Source organism: Ruegeria sp. CDSC079 (assembly GCF_059610505.1).
Genome location: NZ_JBXWNT010000004.1, coordinates 219503 through 238882 on the forward strand (window position 1 = coordinate 219503; position 19380 = coordinate 238882).

General features: G+C 57.4%; 20 protein-coding genes. 9 read left to right on the forward strand and 11 right to left on the reverse strand.

The annotated features are described in order from the left end of the window. The first annotated feature begins 2 nt into the window (after positions 1-2). From AC2FIC_RS09200 to AC2FIC_RS09220, 5 genes are read left to right on the forward strand one after another with little or no spacing between them, the layout of a single operon-like run. Complete coding sequence (locus tag AC2FIC_RS09200; RefSeq protein WP_496691061.1) at positions 3-635, forward strand: phage distal tail protein, Rcc01695 family; 633 nt, start codon at positions 3-5, stop codon at positions 633-635. After that, on the forward strand, positions 635-1522 hold the full coding sequence (locus AC2FIC_RS09205) for a phage/gene transfer agent baseplate hub protein (protein ID WP_496691062.1): 888 nt from the start codon (positions 635-637) through the stop codon (positions 1520-1522). The genes AC2FIC_RS09200 and AC2FIC_RS09205 overlap by 1 nt, the downstream gene beginning before the upstream one ends. Beyond that, on the forward strand, positions 1519-1965 hold the full coding sequence (locus AC2FIC_RS09210; RefSeq protein ID WP_496691063.1) for an NlpC/P60 family protein: 447 nt from the start codon (positions 1519-1521) through the stop codon (positions 1963-1965). Before AC2FIC_RS09205 ends, AC2FIC_RS09210 begins: the two co-directional genes overlap by 4 nt. Further along, positions 1966-5928: a baseplate multidomain protein megatron gene (locus AC2FIC_RS09215; RefSeq protein ID WP_496691064.1), complete on the forward strand. Its 3963-nt coding sequence runs from the start codon at positions 1966-1968 to the stop codon at positions 5926-5928. A gap of 5 nt (positions 5929-5933) precedes the next feature. Then, the gene (locus AC2FIC_RS09220; RefSeq protein WP_496691065.1) at positions 5934-6230 is read left to right on the forward strand and encodes a DUF7742 family protein; all 297 of its coding nucleotides are present in this window, start codon (positions 5934-5936) and stop codon (positions 6228-6230) included. On the opposite strand, the gene AC2FIC_RS09225 is transcribed toward AC2FIC_RS09220, so the two are convergent. After that, a complete protein-coding gene (locus AC2FIC_RS09225; RefSeq protein WP_496870143.1) occupies positions 6211-6570 on the reverse strand; it encodes a TraR/DksA family transcriptional regulator in 360 nt (119 codons plus the stop codon). The genes AC2FIC_RS09220 and AC2FIC_RS09225 overlap by 20 nt on opposite strands. A 63-nt stretch (positions 6571-6633) precedes the next feature. On the opposite strand from AC2FIC_RS09225, the gene cysE reads away from it, so the two are divergent. Next, positions 6634-7443, forward strand: a complete 810-nt coding sequence (cysE, locus tag AC2FIC_RS09230) for a serine O-acetyltransferase (RefSeq protein ID WP_496676121.1) — start codon at positions 6634-6636, stop codon at positions 7441-7443. Between the two features lie 61 nt (positions 7444-7504). On the opposite strand, the gene AC2FIC_RS09235 is transcribed toward cysE, so the two are convergent. The 5 genes from AC2FIC_RS09235 to AC2FIC_RS09255 form a co-directional block, all read right to left on the reverse strand. After that, positions 7505-8809, reverse strand: a complete 1305-nt coding sequence (locus AC2FIC_RS09235; protein WP_496691067.1) for a pyruvate dehydrogenase complex dihydrolipoamide acetyltransferase — start codon at positions 8807-8809, stop codon at positions 7505-7507. 15 nt (positions 8810-8824) lie between these two features. Continuing rightward, positions 8825-10195, reverse strand: a complete 1371-nt coding sequence (locus AC2FIC_RS09240) for a pyruvate dehydrogenase complex E1 component subunit beta (protein ID WP_142633211.1) — start codon at positions 10193-10195, stop codon at positions 8825-8827. 15 nt (positions 10196-10210) lie between these two features. Further along, entirely contained in the window at positions 10211-11200 is a 990-nt protein-coding gene (gene pdhA, locus AC2FIC_RS09245) for a pyruvate dehydrogenase (acetyl-transferring) E1 component subunit alpha (protein ID WP_142633213.1), read from the reverse strand. Positions 11201-11375: 175 nt separating this feature from the next. Continuing rightward, positions 11376-11675, reverse strand: coding sequence for an FtsB family cell division protein (locus AC2FIC_RS09250; RefSeq protein ID WP_185956602.1), 300 nt, complete (start codon positions 11673-11675; stop codon positions 11376-11378). A gap of 126 nt (positions 11676-11801) precedes the next feature. Further along, a complete protein-coding gene (locus AC2FIC_RS09255; protein ID WP_496688400.1) occupies positions 11802-12992 on the reverse strand; it encodes a phosphoglycerate kinase in 1191 nt (396 codons plus the stop codon). Between the two features lie 133 nt (positions 12993-13125). On the opposite strand from AC2FIC_RS09255, the gene AC2FIC_RS09260 reads away from it, so the two are divergent. Together AC2FIC_RS09260 and AC2FIC_RS09265 are read left to right on the forward strand one after the other, a co-directional pair. Continuing rightward, positions 13126-13632: a peptidylprolyl isomerase gene (locus AC2FIC_RS09260; RefSeq protein WP_271947577.1), complete on the forward strand. Its 507-nt coding sequence runs from the start codon at positions 13126-13128 to the stop codon at positions 13630-13632. Beyond that, positions 13625-14173, forward strand: a complete 549-nt coding sequence (locus tag AC2FIC_RS09265) for a peptidylprolyl isomerase (RefSeq protein WP_142633219.1) — start codon at positions 13625-13627, stop codon at positions 14171-14173. The genes AC2FIC_RS09260 and AC2FIC_RS09265 overlap by 8 nt, the downstream gene beginning before the upstream one ends. Positions 14174-14232: 59 nt before the next feature. On the opposite strand, the gene aqpZ is transcribed toward AC2FIC_RS09265, so the two are convergent. Further along, the gene (aqpZ, locus tag AC2FIC_RS09270; RefSeq protein WP_271947574.1) at positions 14233-14919 is read right to left on the reverse strand and encodes an aquaporin Z; all 687 of its coding nucleotides are present in this window, start codon (positions 14917-14919) and stop codon (positions 14233-14235) included. Positions 14920-15096: 177 nt separating this feature from the next. On the opposite strand from aqpZ, the gene AC2FIC_RS09275 reads away from it, so the two are divergent. After that, entirely contained in the window at positions 15097-15870 is a 774-nt protein-coding gene (locus tag AC2FIC_RS09275; RefSeq protein ID WP_496691068.1) for a hypothetical protein, read from the forward strand. A gap of 77 nt (positions 15871-15947) precedes the next feature. On the opposite strand, the gene AC2FIC_RS09280 is transcribed toward AC2FIC_RS09275, so the two are convergent. From AC2FIC_RS09280 to AC2FIC_RS09295, 4 genes are all read right to left on the reverse strand, one after another. After that, a complete protein-coding gene (locus tag AC2FIC_RS09280) occupies positions 15948-16448 on the reverse strand; it encodes a bactofilin family protein (RefSeq protein WP_271947570.1) in 501 nt (166 codons plus the stop codon). Beyond that, on the reverse strand, positions 16438-17763 hold the full coding sequence (locus AC2FIC_RS09285) for a DUF5930 domain-containing protein (RefSeq protein WP_496691069.1): 1326 nt from the start codon (positions 17761-17763) through the stop codon (positions 16438-16440). Before AC2FIC_RS09285 ends, AC2FIC_RS09280 begins: the two co-directional genes overlap by 11 nt. 210 nt (positions 17764-17973) lie before the next feature. After that, a complete protein-coding gene (locus tag AC2FIC_RS09290) occupies positions 17974-18846 on the reverse strand; it encodes a ferritin-like domain-containing protein (protein WP_496691070.1) in 873 nt (290 codons plus the stop codon). A 28-nt stretch (positions 18847-18874) separates the two neighbouring features. Beyond that, entirely contained in the window at positions 18875-19336 is a 462-nt protein-coding gene (locus tag AC2FIC_RS09295) for a peroxiredoxin (RefSeq protein ID WP_496691071.1), read from the reverse strand. Between the last annotated feature and the right edge of the window lie 44 nt (positions 19337-19380).

Genomic DNA, 19380 nt, shown 5'->3' on the forward strand with positions numbered 1-19380 from the left:
CCATGAATTTCCACGAGGTGAGATTTCCGGCCAGCCTGAGTTTTGGTTCGGTGGGTGGGCCCGAGAGGCGCACGGATATTGTGACGCTGGCGAACGGGTTCGAAGAGCGCAATACCCCCTGGGCGCATTCGCGGCGTCGCTATGATGCCGGTCTGGGGATGCGATCCTTGGATGACATCGAAACGTTGATCTCGTTCTTCGAGGCGAGGCAGGGCCAGATGTTTGGATTTCGCTGGAAAGACTGGTCTGATTTCAAATCTGGTACGGCCACGGCCGAGGTTGCCAAGGGTGACCAGATCATTGCGCAAGGCGATGGCGTTGCGACAGAGTTCCAGTTGGTAAAGACCTATTCCTCGGGTGGATTCAGCTATGTAAGGCCGGTCGTCAAACCCGTATTGGGAACCGTCCGCGTGGGCGTCGAGCAGGATGAGATGCGTGAAGGTGTCGACTTCGAGGTGGATCTGAACTCGGGGTTGGTCACGTTCTATTCGCCTCCGCCTGAACGGGTTGATATCACCGCCGGCTTTGAATTCGATGTGCCAGTGAGGTTTGACACCGACAAGATCCAGACAAGTGTCGCGAGTTTTCAGGCAGGGGACGTTCCGAACGTGCCAGTGGTCGAGGTGCGTGTCTGATGGCGGGTGACAAACAGGCACTGCAGGCCCATCTGCAGAGTGGTCTGACAACGACCTGTCGGTGTTGGGCGATTACGCGCACAGACGGTGTTCAGTTTGGCTTTACCGACCATGACCTGAAGCTGAGCTTTGAAGGCCTGGACTTCAATGCAAGTTCGGGTCTGACAGCAGCCGCGATCGAGCAGGCAACGGGGCTGTCCATTGATAACTCGGAAGCAATGGGTGCGTTATCGGATGTCGCAGTAACCGAAGAGGATATCGAATCCGGTCGCTTCGACGGGGCCGAGGTGCGGGCATGGCTTGTGAACTGGGCCGATCCATCGCAGCGAATGTTGCAGTTCCGCGGATCAATCGGTGAATTGCGACGGGCAGGTGGGGCTTTTCATGCCGAACTGCGGGGCCTGACAGATAAGTTGAACCGACCTTTGGGCCGGATTTACCAAAAGCCCTGCACAGCCGTGCTGGGCGACAAGGCGTGCGGGTTCAACACCGATGCCCTGGGATACTCGGCCGAAGCTGAGATCGTCGGTTTGACGGGTGGCAGTATTTTGCAGCTGCGAGGGGCGGAAACTCACCTTGAGACATGGTTCGAACGTGGTCGGCTTGATGTGCTGACAGGCCGTGCGGCTGGGCTGTGGGGGGCGGTCAAGAAAGACCAAAAGACCGACACAGGTCGATCGGTCGTTCTGTGGTCTGCAATCAGCGGTGGATTGGCCGAGGGCGACAGGGTGAGGCTGACCGCAGGTTGCGACAAGCGCATGACGACCTGCCGCTTGAAGTTCAATAATATCACGAATTTTCAGGGCTTTCCTGACCTGCCTTCCGAAGATTGGGTGATGGCGGTTCCCAAGAAAAACGGGGCAAACAGGGGGGGAAGCAGACGATGATCCCGACAAAGCAAAGCATTGTTGATGAGGCCAGAAGCTGGCTAGGCACCCCGTATGTCCATCAGGCGTCGGTCAAAGGCGCCGGAACGGACTGTCTGGGGTTGCTGCGTGGCGTATGGCGCGCGGTGCTTGGGCACGAACCTGAGGCCGTCCCGATCTATAGCATGGATTGGTCTGAGCCGCAGGGCGAAGAGCGCATGTGGGCCGCAGCACGTCGCCATCTTGTCGAGAAAGATCCAACGCGGTTTTCGGTCGGGGACGTGTTGCTGTTTCGCATGCGCGAAAGTGGCGTTGCCAAGCATTTGGGGATTGTCAGCACTTGCGGCGACATCCCCCGTTTCATTCACGCGTATTCCGGACATGGCGTCGTCGAAAGCGCTCTAAGCGACCCGTGGCGACGGCGGGTTGTTTCTTGTTTTGAGTTTCCCACGGAGGATATCTAAATGGCGACGATATTACTGTCTGCGGCGGGTGCCGCTGTTGGCGGGGCCATTGGCGGCACGGTTGCGGGTCTGTCCACGGCAGTTATCGGCCGTGCCATTGGCGCGACTCTTGGCCGGGTCATCGACCAGCGGCTGATGAGCCAATCGGTGATGGGCAGCGGCAGCGAAGTTGTGGAAACCGGCCGGTTGGACCGTTTTCGCCTGACCCAAACGGGTGAGGGCGCTGCTGTCGCCAATATCTTTGGTCGAATGCGTGTTGGCGGGCAAGTCATCTGGGCTTCGGATTTTCTGGAAACCCGCAGCACCAGCTCTACCACGCAGTCGGTTGGGGGTGGCAAAGGCTCGCCGAAACAGCCCGAGGTTACGACGACCACCAACAGCTATAGCTATTCAGTTTCGTTGGCGGTTGCGTTGGGTGCGGGGCAGATCTCTGACGTGCCGCGTGTCTGGGCGGATGGCGAAGAGATTGAGCGCAGTAGCTTGAATATGCGCGTTTATCCCGGCACCGACGATCAGCTGCCCGATCCGTTGATCGAAGCGATCGAAGGGACTGGAAACGTCCCGGCCTATCGTGGCACCGCCTATATCGTGATCGAAGATCTAAAGCTGGGCGCATTTGGAAACCGTGTCCCGCAGTTCTCGTTCGAGGTTGTGCGGCAAGAGCAGCCCGGATTGCCCGATACCGAGAATGCGCTGTCACATATCGTACGGGGCGTGGCGCTTATGCCCGGGACCGGTGAATATGCACTGGCGTCCCAGCAGGTGAATTACACAAAAGGCCGCGGCCGCAGTTGGGCGGCCAATGTGAATTCAACCTCTGGTTTGCCTGATCTCGTGACGTCCACACAAGCCTTGAAAAGTGAACTTCCGGGCTGTGAAGCCGCCTCTTTGGTTGTGTCCTGGTTCGGAAGTGATCTGCGATGCGGTCAATGCAAGATACAACCAAAGGTTCTGCAAAATGGTATCGAAGGCAAAAATATGCCCTGGGGTGTCGCGGGGCTGACAAGGGCAACCGCCCAGATCGTTCGTCAGGAAAATAACGAGCCCGTCTATGGCGCGACACCAGCGGACGCGTCGGTCATTCAAGCGATCCAACACCTTAAGCAAGAGGGGAAGCGGATCATGTTCTACCCGTTTATTCTGATGGATCAGATCGGTGGAAACGGATTGCCCGACCCGTGGTCAGACGCCAGCGATCAGCCGCACCTTCCCTGGCGCGGTCGCATCACTCTGAGCGTTGCGCCTGGGCGGGACGGGTCTCCGGACCAGATGGCAGAGGCCGATGTTCAGGTGTCCGATTTCTTTGGTCAGGCGCGAGCGGATGATTTTGTTATCGGAAACGGCACGGTTTCCTACTCTGGCCCGCAGGAATGGGGGTTGTGCCGATTTATTCTTCACTACGCTGCCTTGTGTAAGGCGGCAGGTGGGGTGGACTCCTTCTGTATCAGTTCGGAAATGCGTGGTCTTACCCAGATTCGTGGCCTAAACGGATTTCCCGCCGTTGAGCAGCTGCGCGTTTTGGCAGGGCAAGTGCGTAGTATTCTGGGGCCAGACACAAAGATCGGTTATGCGGCCGACTGGAGCGAGTATTTCGGCTACCAGCCAAATGATGGCAGTGGGGATCGCTACTTCCACCTCGATCCGCTTTGGGCGGATAACAACATAGATTTCGTCGGTATCGACAACTACATGCCTCTGTCCGACTGGCGGGACGGCGAAGATCACGTGGATGCGGATGCCGGGGCAAAATCCATCTACGATCTTTCCTATCTGCGTGGGAACATCGAAGGTGGCGAAGGCTATGACTGGTATTATGCCTCGCCCGAAGAAGAGGCGGCACAAATCCGTACGCCGATCGAAGATGGTTCACATAACGAGCCGTGGATCTGGCGATATAAGGACGTTCGCAACTGGTGGTCACAACCGCATCACGAGCGAATCAATGGTGTGCGTAGCGACAACCCGACTGACTGGTTGCCAGAGTCCAAGCCCATCTGGTTCACTGAGCTCGGTTGTGCGGCAGTAGACAAAAGCACCAACCAGCCCAACAAGTTTCTAGACCCAAAATCTTCAGAATCCGGGTTGCCGAAATATTCAAACGGGCTTCGGGACGACTTTCTGCAGACGCAATACCTCAGGGCGGTCCTTGGCTATTGGTCGGACGCAGATATCAATCCAGTTTCATCCAGCTATGGCGGCCCGATGGTGGACGTGTCCAATGCCTATGTCTGGGCGTGGGATGCGCGGCCCTATCCGACCTTTCCAAACCTGCGCAGCCAGTGGAGCGACGGGGCCAACTATGCCCGCGGCCATTGGCTTAATGGGCGTTCCGGCTCACGAACGCTGGCCTCTGTTGTAACCGAGCTTTGCCATGCTGCCGGTGTTACCGAGATTGATGTCTCGGGCCTTTACGGTTCCGTTCAGGGCTATGCGGTTGAACAGGTTTCGGATGCCCGTTCGGCATTGCAACCGCTCATGCTGCGGTATGGTTTCGATGCGCTTGAACGCGAAGGAAAGCTGATCTTTCAGATGCGGGATGGCGCACGTGCCCTGACCCTGAATGAAGAGCAGTTGGCCATCACTTCGGACATTGACGGACACGTGGAATATCGCCGCGAGGCTGAGGCGGAAATGTCTGGCCGTGTCAGGCTGCGCTTTGTTCAGTCTGATGCTGACCATGAAATAGCCTCGGAAGAGGCTGTGTTGCCTGATGATGAAACCCATTCGGTATCGGTAAATGAGATGCCGTTGTCCATGACGCGGGCCGAGGGGCGTCAAACGGTGGAACGCTGGCTGAGTGAGACGCGTGTCTCGCGTGAAACGGCTAGGTTTGCATTACCGCCTTCGCTTTTGAATGTCGGGGCAGGGGATGTTGTGCGGCTGGTCAGTGGTGGGCAGGAAGCGCGCTATCGCATTGACAGGCTTGAACAGGCTGAAATGCAACTGGCCGAGGCTGTCAGGATCGAGCCCGGCGTTTACACACCGCCAGATGCCCCCGCTGATGGAGTTACAGCGAAGCCATTTGTCGCTCCGGTGCCGGTGCTGCCGGTATTCTTGGACCTGCCTCTGATCACCGGTTCCGAAGTGCCGCATGCGCCATATCTTGCGGTTGCAGCAGACCCTTGGCCAGGAAGCGTTGCGGTGTATGCCGCATCAAGCGATGAGGATTACGCGTTACAACAGGTGATAACAGGGCAGGCCATAATAGGCTTCACCGCAAGCCCGATGCGAAGGGCCAGTAGCGGACTTTGGGATGAAGGCGATGCCTTACGTGTCAATCTTGTAGATGGCGTCCTGGAGTCCCGTCCACGGTCTGCCTTGTTAAACGGCGCAAATCTTGCAGCGATTGGCGACGGAACGCCCGGCAATTGGGAGGTGTTCCAGTTCGCGGATGCTGCTCTGCAAGAGGAAGGTGTCTATACCCTATCCGGCCGGTTGCGCGGCCAGCTGGGGACAGATGCAATCATGCCCGATGTCTGGCCCGAAGGATCAATGTTCGTGTTGTTGGACGAACGTGTCTTCCAGACAGGGTTGTTGCGGTCAGAACGTGGCCTGACCAAACATTACCGCATCGGCCCTGCAACCAGAGGGTACGAAGATCCCTCTTACGAGCATCTGGTCGAGGCCCTTGAAGGCAATGGTTTGCGGCCCTATGCCCCCTCTCATCTTCGCGTGCAGCAATCCAGCTCGAGGGACGTGTTCTCATGGGTGCGGCGGACACGTCTGGATGGCGATGACTGGTCCGGGCTGGATGTGCCGTTGAATGAAGAAACCGAAGCCTACCTTGTTCAGGTCCGGCAGAATGGTAGCCTGATCCGCGAAGAGGTCGTTGCCCAGCCGGATTGGCACTATACGTCATCCATGAAGGCCACGGATACTGTTACAGGGTCTTTTGAGGTTTCGGTTTCGCAGATATCTGCGGCTTACGGACCTGGATTGCCTGTCAGGCTGCAGGTCGGATAGGCGCGGTGCGGCCCGTATTGCACGGAGATGTCAGCACGGCGGCGCGTGTTTTGTTGAACGCGCCGCCCGATCAGCGTGACCGTTTATGCCGACGTATGATTGCCGAAGCTGAAACGGCTGATGGCCATGTAAGTAAAACAGGGCGGCTACACCCGTTGTTCGGCAACGGTTCGTTAATGGCTGCGGCGCGAAACCGGCGCCTTGCCGCCGAACCCTCATTCGATGATCTGCAGTATTGCCGGTGTTTTGAGACGGTGCTGCGTCATTTGATCCGGTTCCGCATCAACCAGAAGCACAGCTGACACATCTGGTTGCGGCGAGGTCCAATTCCAGTCGGCCATTTGGAATCGGCTCGCCGCAATCTTCGCAGAATCCGTATTCTTGACTTTCAATCCGCTTCAGCGCGGCCAAAAGGCGTCGGTATTCCAGGTCCCGATTGACTTGGTGCGCCTTGGCCATGGCCTGGTTCTGTAGCGCATCCATCCGGCTCAGACGACCGATAGATTGTTGATCCAGTTCAACAACAGATTGCGCATCTTTCCCGGCCTGCGACTGGCGCGCCAATTCGTCCAGCCTGACAAGGATTTTCTCGTTGATTTGCTTCAGGTCAGCCTCATTCATTTTCGTTGCTTTGCCGATCACGGGTTTGCGTTTGGCGTTTTAGCCACTAAATGGCATTCTAGGCGCAGCAAAGGATCAAAAGCCATGTTGGAAAAGCGCAGTCATGTCACACCCGTAGATCCCGTTTGGGATCGCATCACGACCGAGGCTCAGGCCGCGGTCGAGAATGAACCACTGATGGGTGGATTGGTGCACGCCTGTATTCTGCATCATCGCAGCCTGACCAGAGCATTGTCCTATCGCGTTTCCGCTAAACTATGCTCGAACGAAATGTCGATGATGGTTCTGCGCGAGATCGTGGACGAAGCTTATGCTGACGATCCCCATTTGATTGAGGCCGCCCGCGCAGATCTGATGGCGGTCTACGAGAGGGACCCGGCCTGCCACCGTCTTCTGCAACCGATCCTGTATTTCAAGGGTTATCAAGCGATGCAGGCCTACCGCGTCGCCCATTGGCTATGGCTCAAGGGGCGATATGATCTGGCCTATTTCTTCCAGATGCGGTCCTCCGAAATCTTCGGCATCGACATTCACCCGGCTGCCAAAATCGGCAAGGGGATCATGATCGACCATGCTCATTCCATCGTGATCGGTGAAACGGCCATCGTTGGCGACAACGTTTCGATGTTGCATTCGGTCACGCTGGGCGGGACCGGAAAAGAAGAGGAGCAACGTCACCCCAAGATTGGTGATGGCGTTTTGATCGGCGCCGGCGCCAAAGTCTTGGGCAATATCGAAGTGGGCCATTGTAGCCGGATTGCCGCCGGTTCGGTGGTGCTGCAAGAGGTGCCACCTTGCAAAACCGTTGCCGGTATTCCGGCCAAGATTGTCGGTGAAGCAGGATGTGACCAGCCCTCGATCTCGATGGATCATATGCTGGGCAAAGATCACTAGATCTGAAGGTTCTTAAAGAAAAAGGCCGCCCAGAAGAGGGCGGCCATTTTTTAGTCAGATATCAGGCCAGCATGACCATCGGGTTTTCCAGATTGTCGACGATCGCCTGCAGCAGCTGCGCACCGAGGGCACCGTCGATGACCCGGTGATCGACCGACATCGTAACCGACATGACCGTTGCAACCGTCAGTTCGCCATCGTCACCAACAACAGGTTTCTTTGCGCCAGTGCCGACGGCCAGAATGCCCGCATGCGGTGGGTTCACGATAGCGTCGAAATTGTCGATGCCGAACATGCCCAGGTTCGAGACCGCAAATGTGCCGCCCTGATACTCATGCGGGGCCAGCTTGCGTTCGCGGGCACGGGCAGCCAGGTCCTTCATCTCGGTTGAAAGCGCTGATAGCGACTTGGTGTCGGCGTCTTGCAGGACCGGCGTGAACAGGCCACCTTCGATCGCGACGGCAACGGCCACGTCCGAGGGTTTCAGCTGCAGAACCCGATCTCCCGCCCAGACGGCGTTGCATTCGGGCACCTGTTGCAGCGCATTGGCCAGGGCCTTGATGATGAAGTCATTGACGCTGAGTTTGACGCCACGGGCCTCAAGTTGCTTATTCAACTGACCGCGGAATTTCAGCAGTGCATCCAGCTTGATATCCCGGCGTAGATAGAAATGCGGGATGGTTTGTTTGGCCTCTGTCAAGCGCGCGGCGATGGTTTTGCGCATCCCGTCCAGCTTAACCTCTTCATAGTCGCGGGATTCGTACATCCGCATGACCATATCCGTCGAGGGGCCGGTTGGCGCGGCTGTGGAGGCTGGTGCTGATGCGGCCTGTACAGGGGCAGCCGCCACAGCAGGGGCTGCGGTTGCGCTTTCGACATCCGCCTTGACGATACGCCCATGTGGGCCGGATCCACTGATTTGCGCTAGGTCGAGACCTTTTTGCGCAGCGATGCGACGAGCCAAGGGCGAGGCGAAGATACGACCGCCATCTGCCTTGACCGGCGCTGCCGGGGCGGGGACGGGCGCTTCGGACGCCGCTGGAGCGGAAGCCTCGTTGCCCGTGGCGGCTGGCGCCGCCGCCGGAGCCGCTGCAGGCGTTGCACTGATATCATCAGCGCTTTCGCCTTCTTCCAGCAAAACCGCGATGGCGGTGTTGACTTTGACCCCTTCGGTTCCTTCAGGGATCAGGATTTTGCCGATTGTGCCTTCGTCAACGGCCTCGAACTCCATCGTGGCCTTGTCGGTTTCGATCTCGGCCAGCAGATCTCCGGAGGAGACGGTGTCGCCCTCTTTGACTAGCCATTTGGCAAGCGTGCCTTCCTCCATGGTCGGCGACAGGGCGGGCATCAGAATTTCGGTGGGCATCTGTCTGTTGCTCCCTTACCGGTAGGTCACTTGTTTGACGGCTGCGATCACCTCGTCGGTGGTCACCAGCGCCAGTTTTTCGAGGTTCGCTGCGTAGGGCATCGGAACATCCTTGCCGGTGCAGTTGATGACAGGCGCGTCGAGGTAATCAAACGCTTCCTGCATCACCACCGATGAAATGTAGCTGCCGACCGATCCTTGTGGCCAGCCTTCTTCGACGGTCACAAGCCGGTTGGTCTTCATCACCGAATTGATGATTGCACCAGTGTCCATCGGGCGGATGGTACGCAAGTCGATCACTTCGGCACTGATACCGTCCTCGGCGAGCTTGTCTGCAGCTTCCAGTGCGAACTGCATGCCGATGCCAAAGCTGACGATGGTCACGTCTGTGCCCTCGCGCCAGATGCGGGCCTTGCCCAACGGAATGCTCAGGTCATCCACCTGCGGCACTTCGAATGAGCGGCCATAGAGGATTTCGTTTTCCAGGAAGATCACCGGGTTCGGGTCACGGATCGCGGATTTCAGCAAGCCTTTGGCGTCGGCCGCTGAATAGGGCATGACGACTTTGAGGCCGGGGATCTGCATATACCAGGCCGCATAGTCCTGACTGTGCTGGGCTGCCACGCGTGCGGCGGCACCGTTCGGACCCCGGAACACGATGGGACAGCCCATCTGACCGCCGGACATATAGAGCGTCTTCGCGGCCGAGTTGATGATCTGGTCAATCGCCTGCATGGCGAAGTTGAAAGTCATGAACTCGACAATCGGTTTCAACCCGCCAAAGGCCGAACCAACTGCGATCCCGGCAAAACCATGTTCGGTGATCGGGGTGTCGATTACGCGCTTGGCGCCAAACTCATCCAGCAAACCTTGCGAGATTTTATAAGCGCCCTGATATTCCGCGACTTCTTCACCCATGAGGTAGACGTCACCGTCATTGCGCATTTCTTCGGCCATGGCGTCGCGCAGGGCTTCACGCACGGTTTCGGACTTCATCTCGGCATCAGCTGGCCAATCTGGGGACAGATCTACCTTAGGTGCGGCTGGGGCAGAGACAGGAGCAGGGGCCTCAACCGCAGCAGGGGCGGCTTCGGTCGTCGCTGCGGCTGTGGGTGCAGCCGCGGGCAGGGCGGAGGCGTCTTCGCCTTCTTCGACGAGGATGGCGATAGGGGTATTTACTTTGACCCCTTCGGTGCCTTCAGCGATCAGGATCTTGCCCATGATCCCTTCATCAACGGCTTCAAACTCCATCGTGGCCTTATCGGTTTCGATTTCGGCCATGATATCGCCGCTTGATACGGTGTCGCCTTCCTTGACCAGCCATTTGGCCAGCGTGCCCTCTTCCATCGTGGGGGAAAGGGCGGGCATGAGAATTTCGGTTGCCATGTCTTAATCGTCCTCTCAGGCGTAGATATCTGTCCAAAGCTCGTCCAGCGACGGCTCGGGGCTTTCTTTCGAGAATTCAGCGGCTTGATTGACGATCTCTTTGATCTCTTTGTCGATCGCCTTCAGGTCATCCTCAGTCGCGTGTTTGCCGGAAAGCAGCAGCTCGCGGACATGTTCGATCGGGTCGCTTTGTTCGCGCACCTTCTGAACCTCTTCGCGGGTGCGGTACTTGGCCGGGTCGGACATCGAGTGTCCGCGATAGCGATAGGTTTTGATTTCCAGAATGTACGGACCTTTGCCCGCGCGGCAATGGGCGACAGCCTTTTCGCTGGCCTCTTTGACCGCTAGCACATCCATGCCGTTGACGATCTCGCCAGGGATGCCGAACGCCTCGCCCCGATGGTAGATGTCTTTGGTCGAGGTCGAACGTGCCTGGGACGTCCCCATGGCGTATTGGTTGTTCTCGATCACAAAGATCACGGGCAGTTCCCAGATCGCGGCCATGTTGAAGGTCTCATAGACCTGCCCCTGGTTTGCGGCGCCGTCCCCAAAATAGGTGAAGGTGACGCGGCCGTTTTCCTGATACTTGTCGGCAAAGGCCAGACCGGCACCCAGAGGAACCTGCGCCCCGACGATGCCGTGACCGCCATAGAAATGCTTCTCTTTCGAGAACATGTGCATCGAACCGCCTTTGCCCTTGGACAATCCGCCCTCGCGCCCGGTCAGTTCTGCCATTACGCCGCCCGGATCCATGCCGCAGGCCAGCATATGCCCATGATCGCGATAAGAGGTGATCCGCTTGTCACCTTCTTCGGCGGCTGCTTCCAGTCCCACAACAACTGCCTCTTGACCGATATACAGGTGGCAGAAACCACCGATCAGACCCATGCCGTATAGCTGGCCAGCCTTTTCTTCGAATCGGCGGATCAGCAACATTTCACGGTAATAGGTCTTGAGTTCTTCCGCAGAAACGTTTGGTTTCTTTGTGGTTTTTCGCGCAGCCATTGTGGCGATCTCCCCCTCTCGGCAAGATAGTTTAGCGTTAAACTATCTAATAGAACATTTGAGGCTTTCTGGCGAGTGGAAATATTGCGCTGTTGTTTGACACGCGGAAAACCGTTCAGGTAGGGACGTATGCGTTACCACAGCAGGGATTTCCGACGAAGAATTTTGGTCCCGCTCAGCGGATGACAATCTCATCCGAGCGGATCATACCAAGGATCGAGCGCGCCTGCTGATCCAGTAAATCGAGGTCAAGATAGGTGTCTGAAAGCCTGCGGGTCAGATTTTCCATTTCGGCGATTTCGGTGCTCAACGCTGCAAGGTCGCGCGACAGAGCATCCCGTTCCGCTGCAATCTCGACCCGTCGAAACAGGCCATAGTCTCCCTGGACGGCAGCAAAGGTGAAATACACACCCAGCATGAAAGCCACCGAGAAAAAAGCAACTGAGCCCAAACCGGGCCGATGGGAACGGGACACTCTGTTTACCGCCGTATGAAGTCTGCCTCAATGTCGTGCCATTATGCTTGGCATCTGACTGCACTATGTCACAGGCGATTCGGCTTGTGAATCCCCCGATTCGCAAAATTACCCGTGCAGCTGAATTTATTGTTCCAGCGCGGCGACGCCGGGCAGGGTTTTTCCTTCCATCCATTCCAGGAATGCGCCGCCTGCTGTCGAGATATAGGTGAAATCCCGCGCCGCGCCGGACGCGTTCAGGGCGGCTACGGTATCACCACCGCCCGCGACCGAGACCAACTGGCCCGAACGGCTGAGCGCGGCAGCTTTCAGTGCGGCCGCATTCGTTGCGGCATCGAACGGTTCCAGTTCAAAGGCGCCCAAAGGGCCGTTCCAGATCAGGGTTCGGCTTTGGCTGATGACTTCAGTGATAGCGGCGACACTCTCGGGGCCTGCATCCAGGATCATGCCGTCTTCGGGGCATTGGTCTGCGGGCAAAACCTGATGCGGCGCATTGGCCTGGAAGGCTTTTGCAACAACCACGTCACACGGCAAAACGATCTGGCAACCAGAGTTTTCCGCCTTGGCAAGAATCTCTGCGGCAGTGTCTTTCATCGCGGTTTCGGCCAGCGATTTGCCGACACTGATACCTTGTGCCACCAGAAAGGTGTTGGCCATGCCACCGCCGATGATCAGGTGATCCACCTTGTCGATTAGGTTGCCCAGCAGCTCCAGCTTGGTCGATACCTTGGCCCCGCCGACCACCGCTGTCACCGGACGCTCGGGCGCGCCAAGGGCGCTTTCAAGTGCCTGCAGCTCGGCCTGCATCAGCCGACCAGCGCAGGCAGGCAGCAGGCGAGCGATGGCTTCGGTTGAGCTGTGGGCGCGGTGCGCAGCGGAAAAGGCGTCGTTGCAGTAGACCTCGCCCAGTTTGGCCATGCCGGCGGCCAGATCAGGATCATTCTTGGTTTCAGCAGCATGAAAACGGGTGTTTTCCAACAGCAATACTTGCCCGGCTTGCAGGGTGTCTGCGACAAGCTCGGCCTCGGTTCCGACGCAATCGGCTGCGAACAGAACCTGCGCACCAAAGGCGCTTTCCAATGTGGGGATAAGTTGTTTCAGCGACAGGCTCTCGCGCCGCTCTCCGCCCGGGCGTCCGAAATGGGCTAGAAGGATAGGCTTGCCACCTGCGGCGAGAATATCGCGTACTGTGGGTACGATGCGCTGAATCCGGGTAGCGTCGGTCACGACCCCATCCACCACGGGCACATTGATATCCACGCGCACCAGCACGCGTTTACCGTTCAGGTCCATATCGTCCAGTGTTTTCCAGCCCATCGCGCGATCCTCGTGTTTGGCAACCGATCTAGGCGGTTCTTTTCCTGCATTTTGCCCTCAGGTCAATGCGTCACTTGGCTTTCGCGTGCGTGGCGCATAGGTATTTGCGCAAGACAAACGACAGGAGGGCCACATGGCCGAGATCAAGGATCCCGAAAACACAATCATCATCGAGCTGAAGGGCGGCAATGTCGTCATCGAGCTGCTGCCAGATGTGGCCCCGCAGCATAGCGCTCGGATGAAGGAACTGGCGCGCAGCGGTGAATATGACAACGTGGCATTTCACCGTGTGATCGACGGTTTCATGGCGCAAACCGGTGACGTGCAGCACGGCGATATGGAAGACGGATTCAACCTGCGCAGTGCAGGCACAGGCGGGTCATCGCTGCCGAATGTTCCGGCAGAGTTTTCGAAACTGCCGCATGATCGCGGCACGTTAGGCGCGGCTCGGTCGCAGAATCCGGACTCGGCCAATTCGCAGTTTTTCATCAACTTTAGCGACAACCATTTCCTGAACGGCCAATACACGGTCTATGGCCGTGTCATCGACGGGATGGAGCATGTGGACGCCATCGTTCGGGGCGAGCCTCCCGCAAGCCCGGATCGTATGATCAGCGTTAAGGTGGCTGCCGATGTATAAGCTGGCCGCCGCATTTGTCCTGTTGGCCGGTCCTGCACTGGCCACGGGCCTAGAGATCGAGATTGAGGGCGAGGGGGCCAATGGCACCGTAACCGTTGATCTGTTTGACGATATTGCCCCCAAGCATGTTGAACAAATTAGCGCCCTTGCCGCTGCTGGCCAGTATGATGGCGTGGTGTTTCACCGCGTGATCGACGGCTTCATGGCTCAGACCGGTGACGTTGAACACGGTCGGGTCGGTGGCGATATGCGTCGTGCCGGTACTGGTGGTTCGGATCGGCCGGATCTGCCAGCTGAGTTCTCGGACTATAACTTTGATCGTGGTGTTATTGGCATGGCCCGGGCGCAGGATCCCGACAGTGCCAACTCGCAATTCTTCATAATGTTTGAACCTGGGCCGTTCCTGAACGGTCAATATACGGTTGTCGGTCAGGTCACTGACGGTATGGACGTTGTTGATGCGATCAAGCGGGGCGAAGGCCCGAACGGAGCCGTAATCGGCCAGCCGGATGCGATGAAAAAGGTCACCGTGACCGAATAGATAAAAGGACCCCGGTGCCTGGTCAGGTGCCGGGGTCTTTTTGTAAGCGTGCGCTTGGATCAGTCGTCAGACATGGCCTTCCAGATCAGCGCACCAATCGCGCCACCAATCAGCGGGGCAACCCAGAACAACCATAGCTGAGCCAGCGCTGGCCCATCGGCAAACAGGGCAACACCGGTTGACCGTGCCGGGTTGACAGATGTGTTGGTCACCGGGATCGAGATCAGGTGGATCAGCGTCAGCGCCAGACCGATGGCAATCGGCGCGAACCCTGCCGGAGCACCGCTTGAGGTCGCGCCCAGAATGATCAGGATGAAAAACGCCGTCAGCACGATCTCGATCACCAAGGCGGACATCATCGAATAGCCCATGGGTGAAGCCTCGCCATAGCCATTGGACGCAAAGCCTCCAACCCCGGCGAAATCTGGTGCGCCGCTGACGATCAGATACAGAACAGCCGCTGCTGCAATGGCTCCGATGACCTGAGCAATCCAATAGGGCAGCAGGTCCTTAGCCGGGAATCGTCCGCCGATCATTAAACCCAGACTGACTGCCGGATTGAAATGCCCGCCTGAAATGTGGCCAACGGCAAATGCCATAGTCAGCACTGTTAGGCCAAAGGCGAAAGATACGCCCAACCAGCCGATACCGACATCCGCGACACCAGCCGCTAAAACAGCGCTGCCGCAACCGCCAAGCACCAACCAGAATGTACCGAAAAATTCAGCCATGAGTTTTGTTGACATGAAAAGTCCTCCGAAAACCAATGGGCTGTAGTGTAATCCAAAACGCAGAAATATCGAAGCTACTCATCACACATAGAAATTCGGCGGAGAATGAAGGGGTATTTGGGCGCGCTTGCCACGTCAAAAGTGGGCAGATAGACCTATGGGTGTGGCATGGAAATATGGGTTCAGCCTACGATGACGTCAAAGACGAATAAGCCGGTTAAGGCCAAGTTATTGCCGGATGATCCGTTCTTCCCGCTTATTCAGGATGCTTATCGCGTTTTTAAACGTCCAAAGCCAAGCAGTATCGAAGTCTGCGAAGGGTGCTGCATGGAACCGGATATCGAGGCTGATTTCTTTCACCCACCCATTCAGGAACTACCGTTGCACTATCTTCTGGACTGGTATTTTGCAGCGAGTGATCCGGAAGGGATTGCCAAGAATACCTGGGCCTATCTTTTGCCGCGTGTGCTAGAGGTCTTGGCCTGTGGCGAAGAGGTAAGCTCTGTCGGGATCGAAGTCAGCCTGAGCCGGTATCCGACGGGACAGGCCCGGAACTGGTCGTCCGAGGAGTGGCGTGTCCTGGACAATTTCCAGAAACGCTTTCTCCTGAAGGCGATCGAAGGGGGCTCAGAAGAATGTCTGGACGATACGCTCTGCATGTTTCGCCTCGGGGGTTGGCCAATGGATAGCCTTTTGGCGCAAGTAGCCGCAGTTAAAACGGCGACTTTGGCAGAACGGTTCTGGCAGGACTGGTGTTACGGGTATGCGCCCTCGGTTTGGATCACGGCCTTCTGGGAAAGCCCGGACGGCACGGCTGCATTTGATTTTTACACGTCTGAAGTCATGTATCGAAGAATGCAGCAGCTTGCCTTTGATGATGGCACGCCAACAGATTTGTCCGAAAAGGCGCTGATGGTCGCAGAAGTGATCGAGGCCAATGCGACCTGGAACCAACCTGATCAGTGAAAGCCTTTCGGTCAGAATTGCAAAAGAAAACGCCGCAGGCTGTCCCGCGGCGTTTGTTTCCTGTCAGTCTGTCAGAATTACTGTTTGACGTCTGCAGCCGGGTTAGCGCCCGGTTTTCCGCTGCGGCCAGGGTTCAGAGGATCGTCCTGACGCTGAACGGAGCCTTCGAAATGCGCGCCGCTTTCGATGGCGATTGTCTTGTGAATGATGTCGCCTTCGACCCGTGCGGTCGAGGTCAGGCGCACTTTCAGGCCACGCACGCGGCCAACGATACGGCCGTTGATGACAACGTCATCTGCAGTGACTTCGCCCTTGATAGTCGCCGTTTCACCGATGGTCAGCAGATGCGCACGAATGTCACCTTCCACCGTACCTTCGACCTGAATGTCACCCGAGGTTTTCAGGTTGCCGGTGATGTGCAGATCCGAAGACAGGACCGATGCGGGTGGCTTGGGTTTGGGCGCGGTGCTGGCCTTGGTTTCCGTCGGTGCAGGGGTTGCCGGAGTGGCCGGAGCGGCAGGCTTGGCGGCCTCTGGGGCATTGGTTCCGGGCTCGTTGATTTTGCTCTTAGAAAACATTTCTTGCAGCCTTGATGTAAGTCATTGGGTTAACAGGTTTTCCGTTTACGCGGACCTCATAGTGCAGGTGCGTTCCGGTCGACCGTCCGGTGTTACCCATATCAGCAATATGATCCCCGCGCGAGACCCTTTGGCCAACCTTAACCCGTAACTTGGTGTTATGAGCGTAAAGTGTCTCAATTCCGAAGGCGTGCCGGATTTTGACCAGACGCCCGAAACCCGATTGCCAGCCCGCATGGGTGACTACGCCGTCGGCGGTCGCAAAGATATCAGTTCCATGTGCACCTGCAAAATCGGAACCGTTATGCATGCGACGACCGCCCGTTTTAGGGTCACGGCGCGTGCCAAAGCCACTGGTAAAGCGGACAGCCGCTTTCACCGGGCTGGCAAACGGGGCCTTTTCTGCTGCGATACGATAGAGGTTCAGCTGGTCCATCTGTTGCAACAGAGTGTTCGCGCGGATCTCGTCGGGGGTCAGGTCCTCACCGCGCGTGCTGAAGGAAATTGGGGTGAGGGGGCCACCCATGCCGCTATAGCCACGCCGTACTTCTTCAATGATACGGTCAGTTGGCATACCTGCCTGTCGGAACATCTTGTCGAGCGGTTCAACCGAGATGATCATTGCTTCTTCTAGCTGACGGAAAATTTCGTCGCTGCGTTCCTGCATCAGCCGGATCTCAAGCTCGAGATCGTCCCGCTGATCCAGTGCGTTCCGGGCGTCGGCTGCGATCTGATCACGCTCTTGCGCGGTGCGAGTCAGAGCAACGGTCATAAATTCCATCTGTTCGGGGCTGGCAGTGTTTGCCAACGTGAGCCCATCATCAGAATCTGATTGTTGCAGCGCCGCAAGCTCCTGACGGGCAAATTCCCGTTGTTTCATGGTGGTGCGCAGGGTGGACTGGATTACCTCGATCCCCGTTTCCAATTCACGGCGGCTGTTTTCGGACGCCAGCAGCTCGGATTGCATCGCAGAGATCTGTTCAAGCGCAGCGTTGAACCGGTCCTGAGCCATCAGAGCCTCATGAGCGCGCACGTCACGCTCTGCTGACAGGATATTCAGCCGCTCCTGATATGTCGCCTGATCGCGCTTGGCCTGTTCCCGGAAGTTGCCTGATCCGATGCTGTCCATCAACAGGATTGCCGTAGTGACCGCAGTCCAGCCAACAAACAGGGCAACACCAGCAACTGCAAAGATCTGTGTCTCTGAGCTGAGCCGGATGAACCGTGTGTCATTGTCAGATTTCAGAAAGACCCGGCGTTCCGGGAAGTGCTGCTCAAGCAGCGAATGTAGTTTGATTGCCAGACGTGTTCGCACGCGCCTTACCTCTCGATCCCCAAATTCGGGATCGGTTGTGAGTGGTCTCCGTCCCTTGGGGCAACTGAATAGAGGGGACGTCCGATTTGGGCAAGTTTGTTAACTAGTTCACACAACAAACAGGGTTAATCCCGCCAATTCTCGGCGAGAAATTGCCGATTACATCAACTGGAGGATGTTTCGAAGACCGCTATGACCGTGCATGCCAACCTAGCGGGCAGAGCCGGGCGGCGGCAGGCCTTCGGTCAGCGGCCAATAGAAATCCGGCGGTAATCCGGCTTCGGCCCGCTTTTCTTCGTTGAAGGGCGGTTTAAGAACGCCATGAAAATAGCGCCGGACCAGATCGTGAAAGATACCCTTTGGGTCAGCGTTCTCGCGTCCGCAAAGGAAATGGAACCACTTGGACCCGTAAGCAACATGCCCGACTTCTTCGGTGTAGATCACCTCGAGCGCGGCAATGGCCTGTTCAGCCTTTGCCTTGCGGAAGATGTCAATCATGCCGGGGGTCACATCCAGACCCCGCGCCTCAAGCACCATTGGCACTACGGCCAAACGGCCCATCAAATCTTCTGCTGTATCTTCGGCCGCGCGCCACATACCCGCATGGGCGGGCAGGGCGCCGTAATGACTGCCCATCTGTTCCAGGCAATCGCAGACCATTTCGAAGTGGCGCGATTCCTCTTCGGCGCATTTGACCCAGTCGTCGTAGAAACCGATAGGCATAGGGACATGGCCAAATCGGGCGATGATATCCCAATGCAGATCAACCGCGTTCAGTTCGATATGGGCGACCGCGTGTAGCAGGGCAATGCGCCCAGCCTCGGAGCCGGGGCGGCGCTTCGGCACATCCCGGGGGGACAGCAAATCTGGTTTGTCCGGTCGGGCGGGATTCAACGGCGGTGTTGCGGTGCCCACTTCAATCGCAGGAGCGTCCCCTGATCGCGCCGCAAACCAAGCTGCGGCATGGCGCTTGGACAGGGCGGTCTTTTCGCGCTCGTCTGCTGTGGTCAGAACTTCGGTCGCCATTTGGGTCAGTGTTTTCGACACCGGGATAACTCCGCTTTCAAGATTTGTGCGGGTCATAATCCGGATGACGACCGCGGTGAAGGGGTTACAGCGCGCGCACGGTTTCCAGTACCTCTTCCACATGGCCGGGCACTTTGACCTTTCGCCAGATGCGAGCGATCTTACCGTCGGCGTCAATCAGAAAGGTTGAACGCTCGATCCCCATCGACTTGCGCCCGTACATGTTCTTCTCGACCCACACACCGTAATCCTCGCAAACGGTCGAGCCTTCGTCGGACAAAAGTGGCGTCGTAAGACCGTGTTTGGCGACGAATTTGTCATGCTTAGCCACCGTGTCGCGCGAGATGCCGAAAACCTGGGCGCCGGCATCAGCAAAGGCTTGAAGTTGTTCCGAGAAACCGATGGATTCCTTGGTGCAGCCCGGCGTATCATCACGGGGATAGAAAAACAAAACGACGGCGCTGCCTTGCAGGTCTGACAGCGTAACCTCACCACCGCCGTCGCGGGGCAAAGTGAAACCGGGGGCGATGTCTGTAACGTCGGGCATTGGAAACTCCGCTAAAGGTTTTTAAGTGCTGCCTGACATCAAGG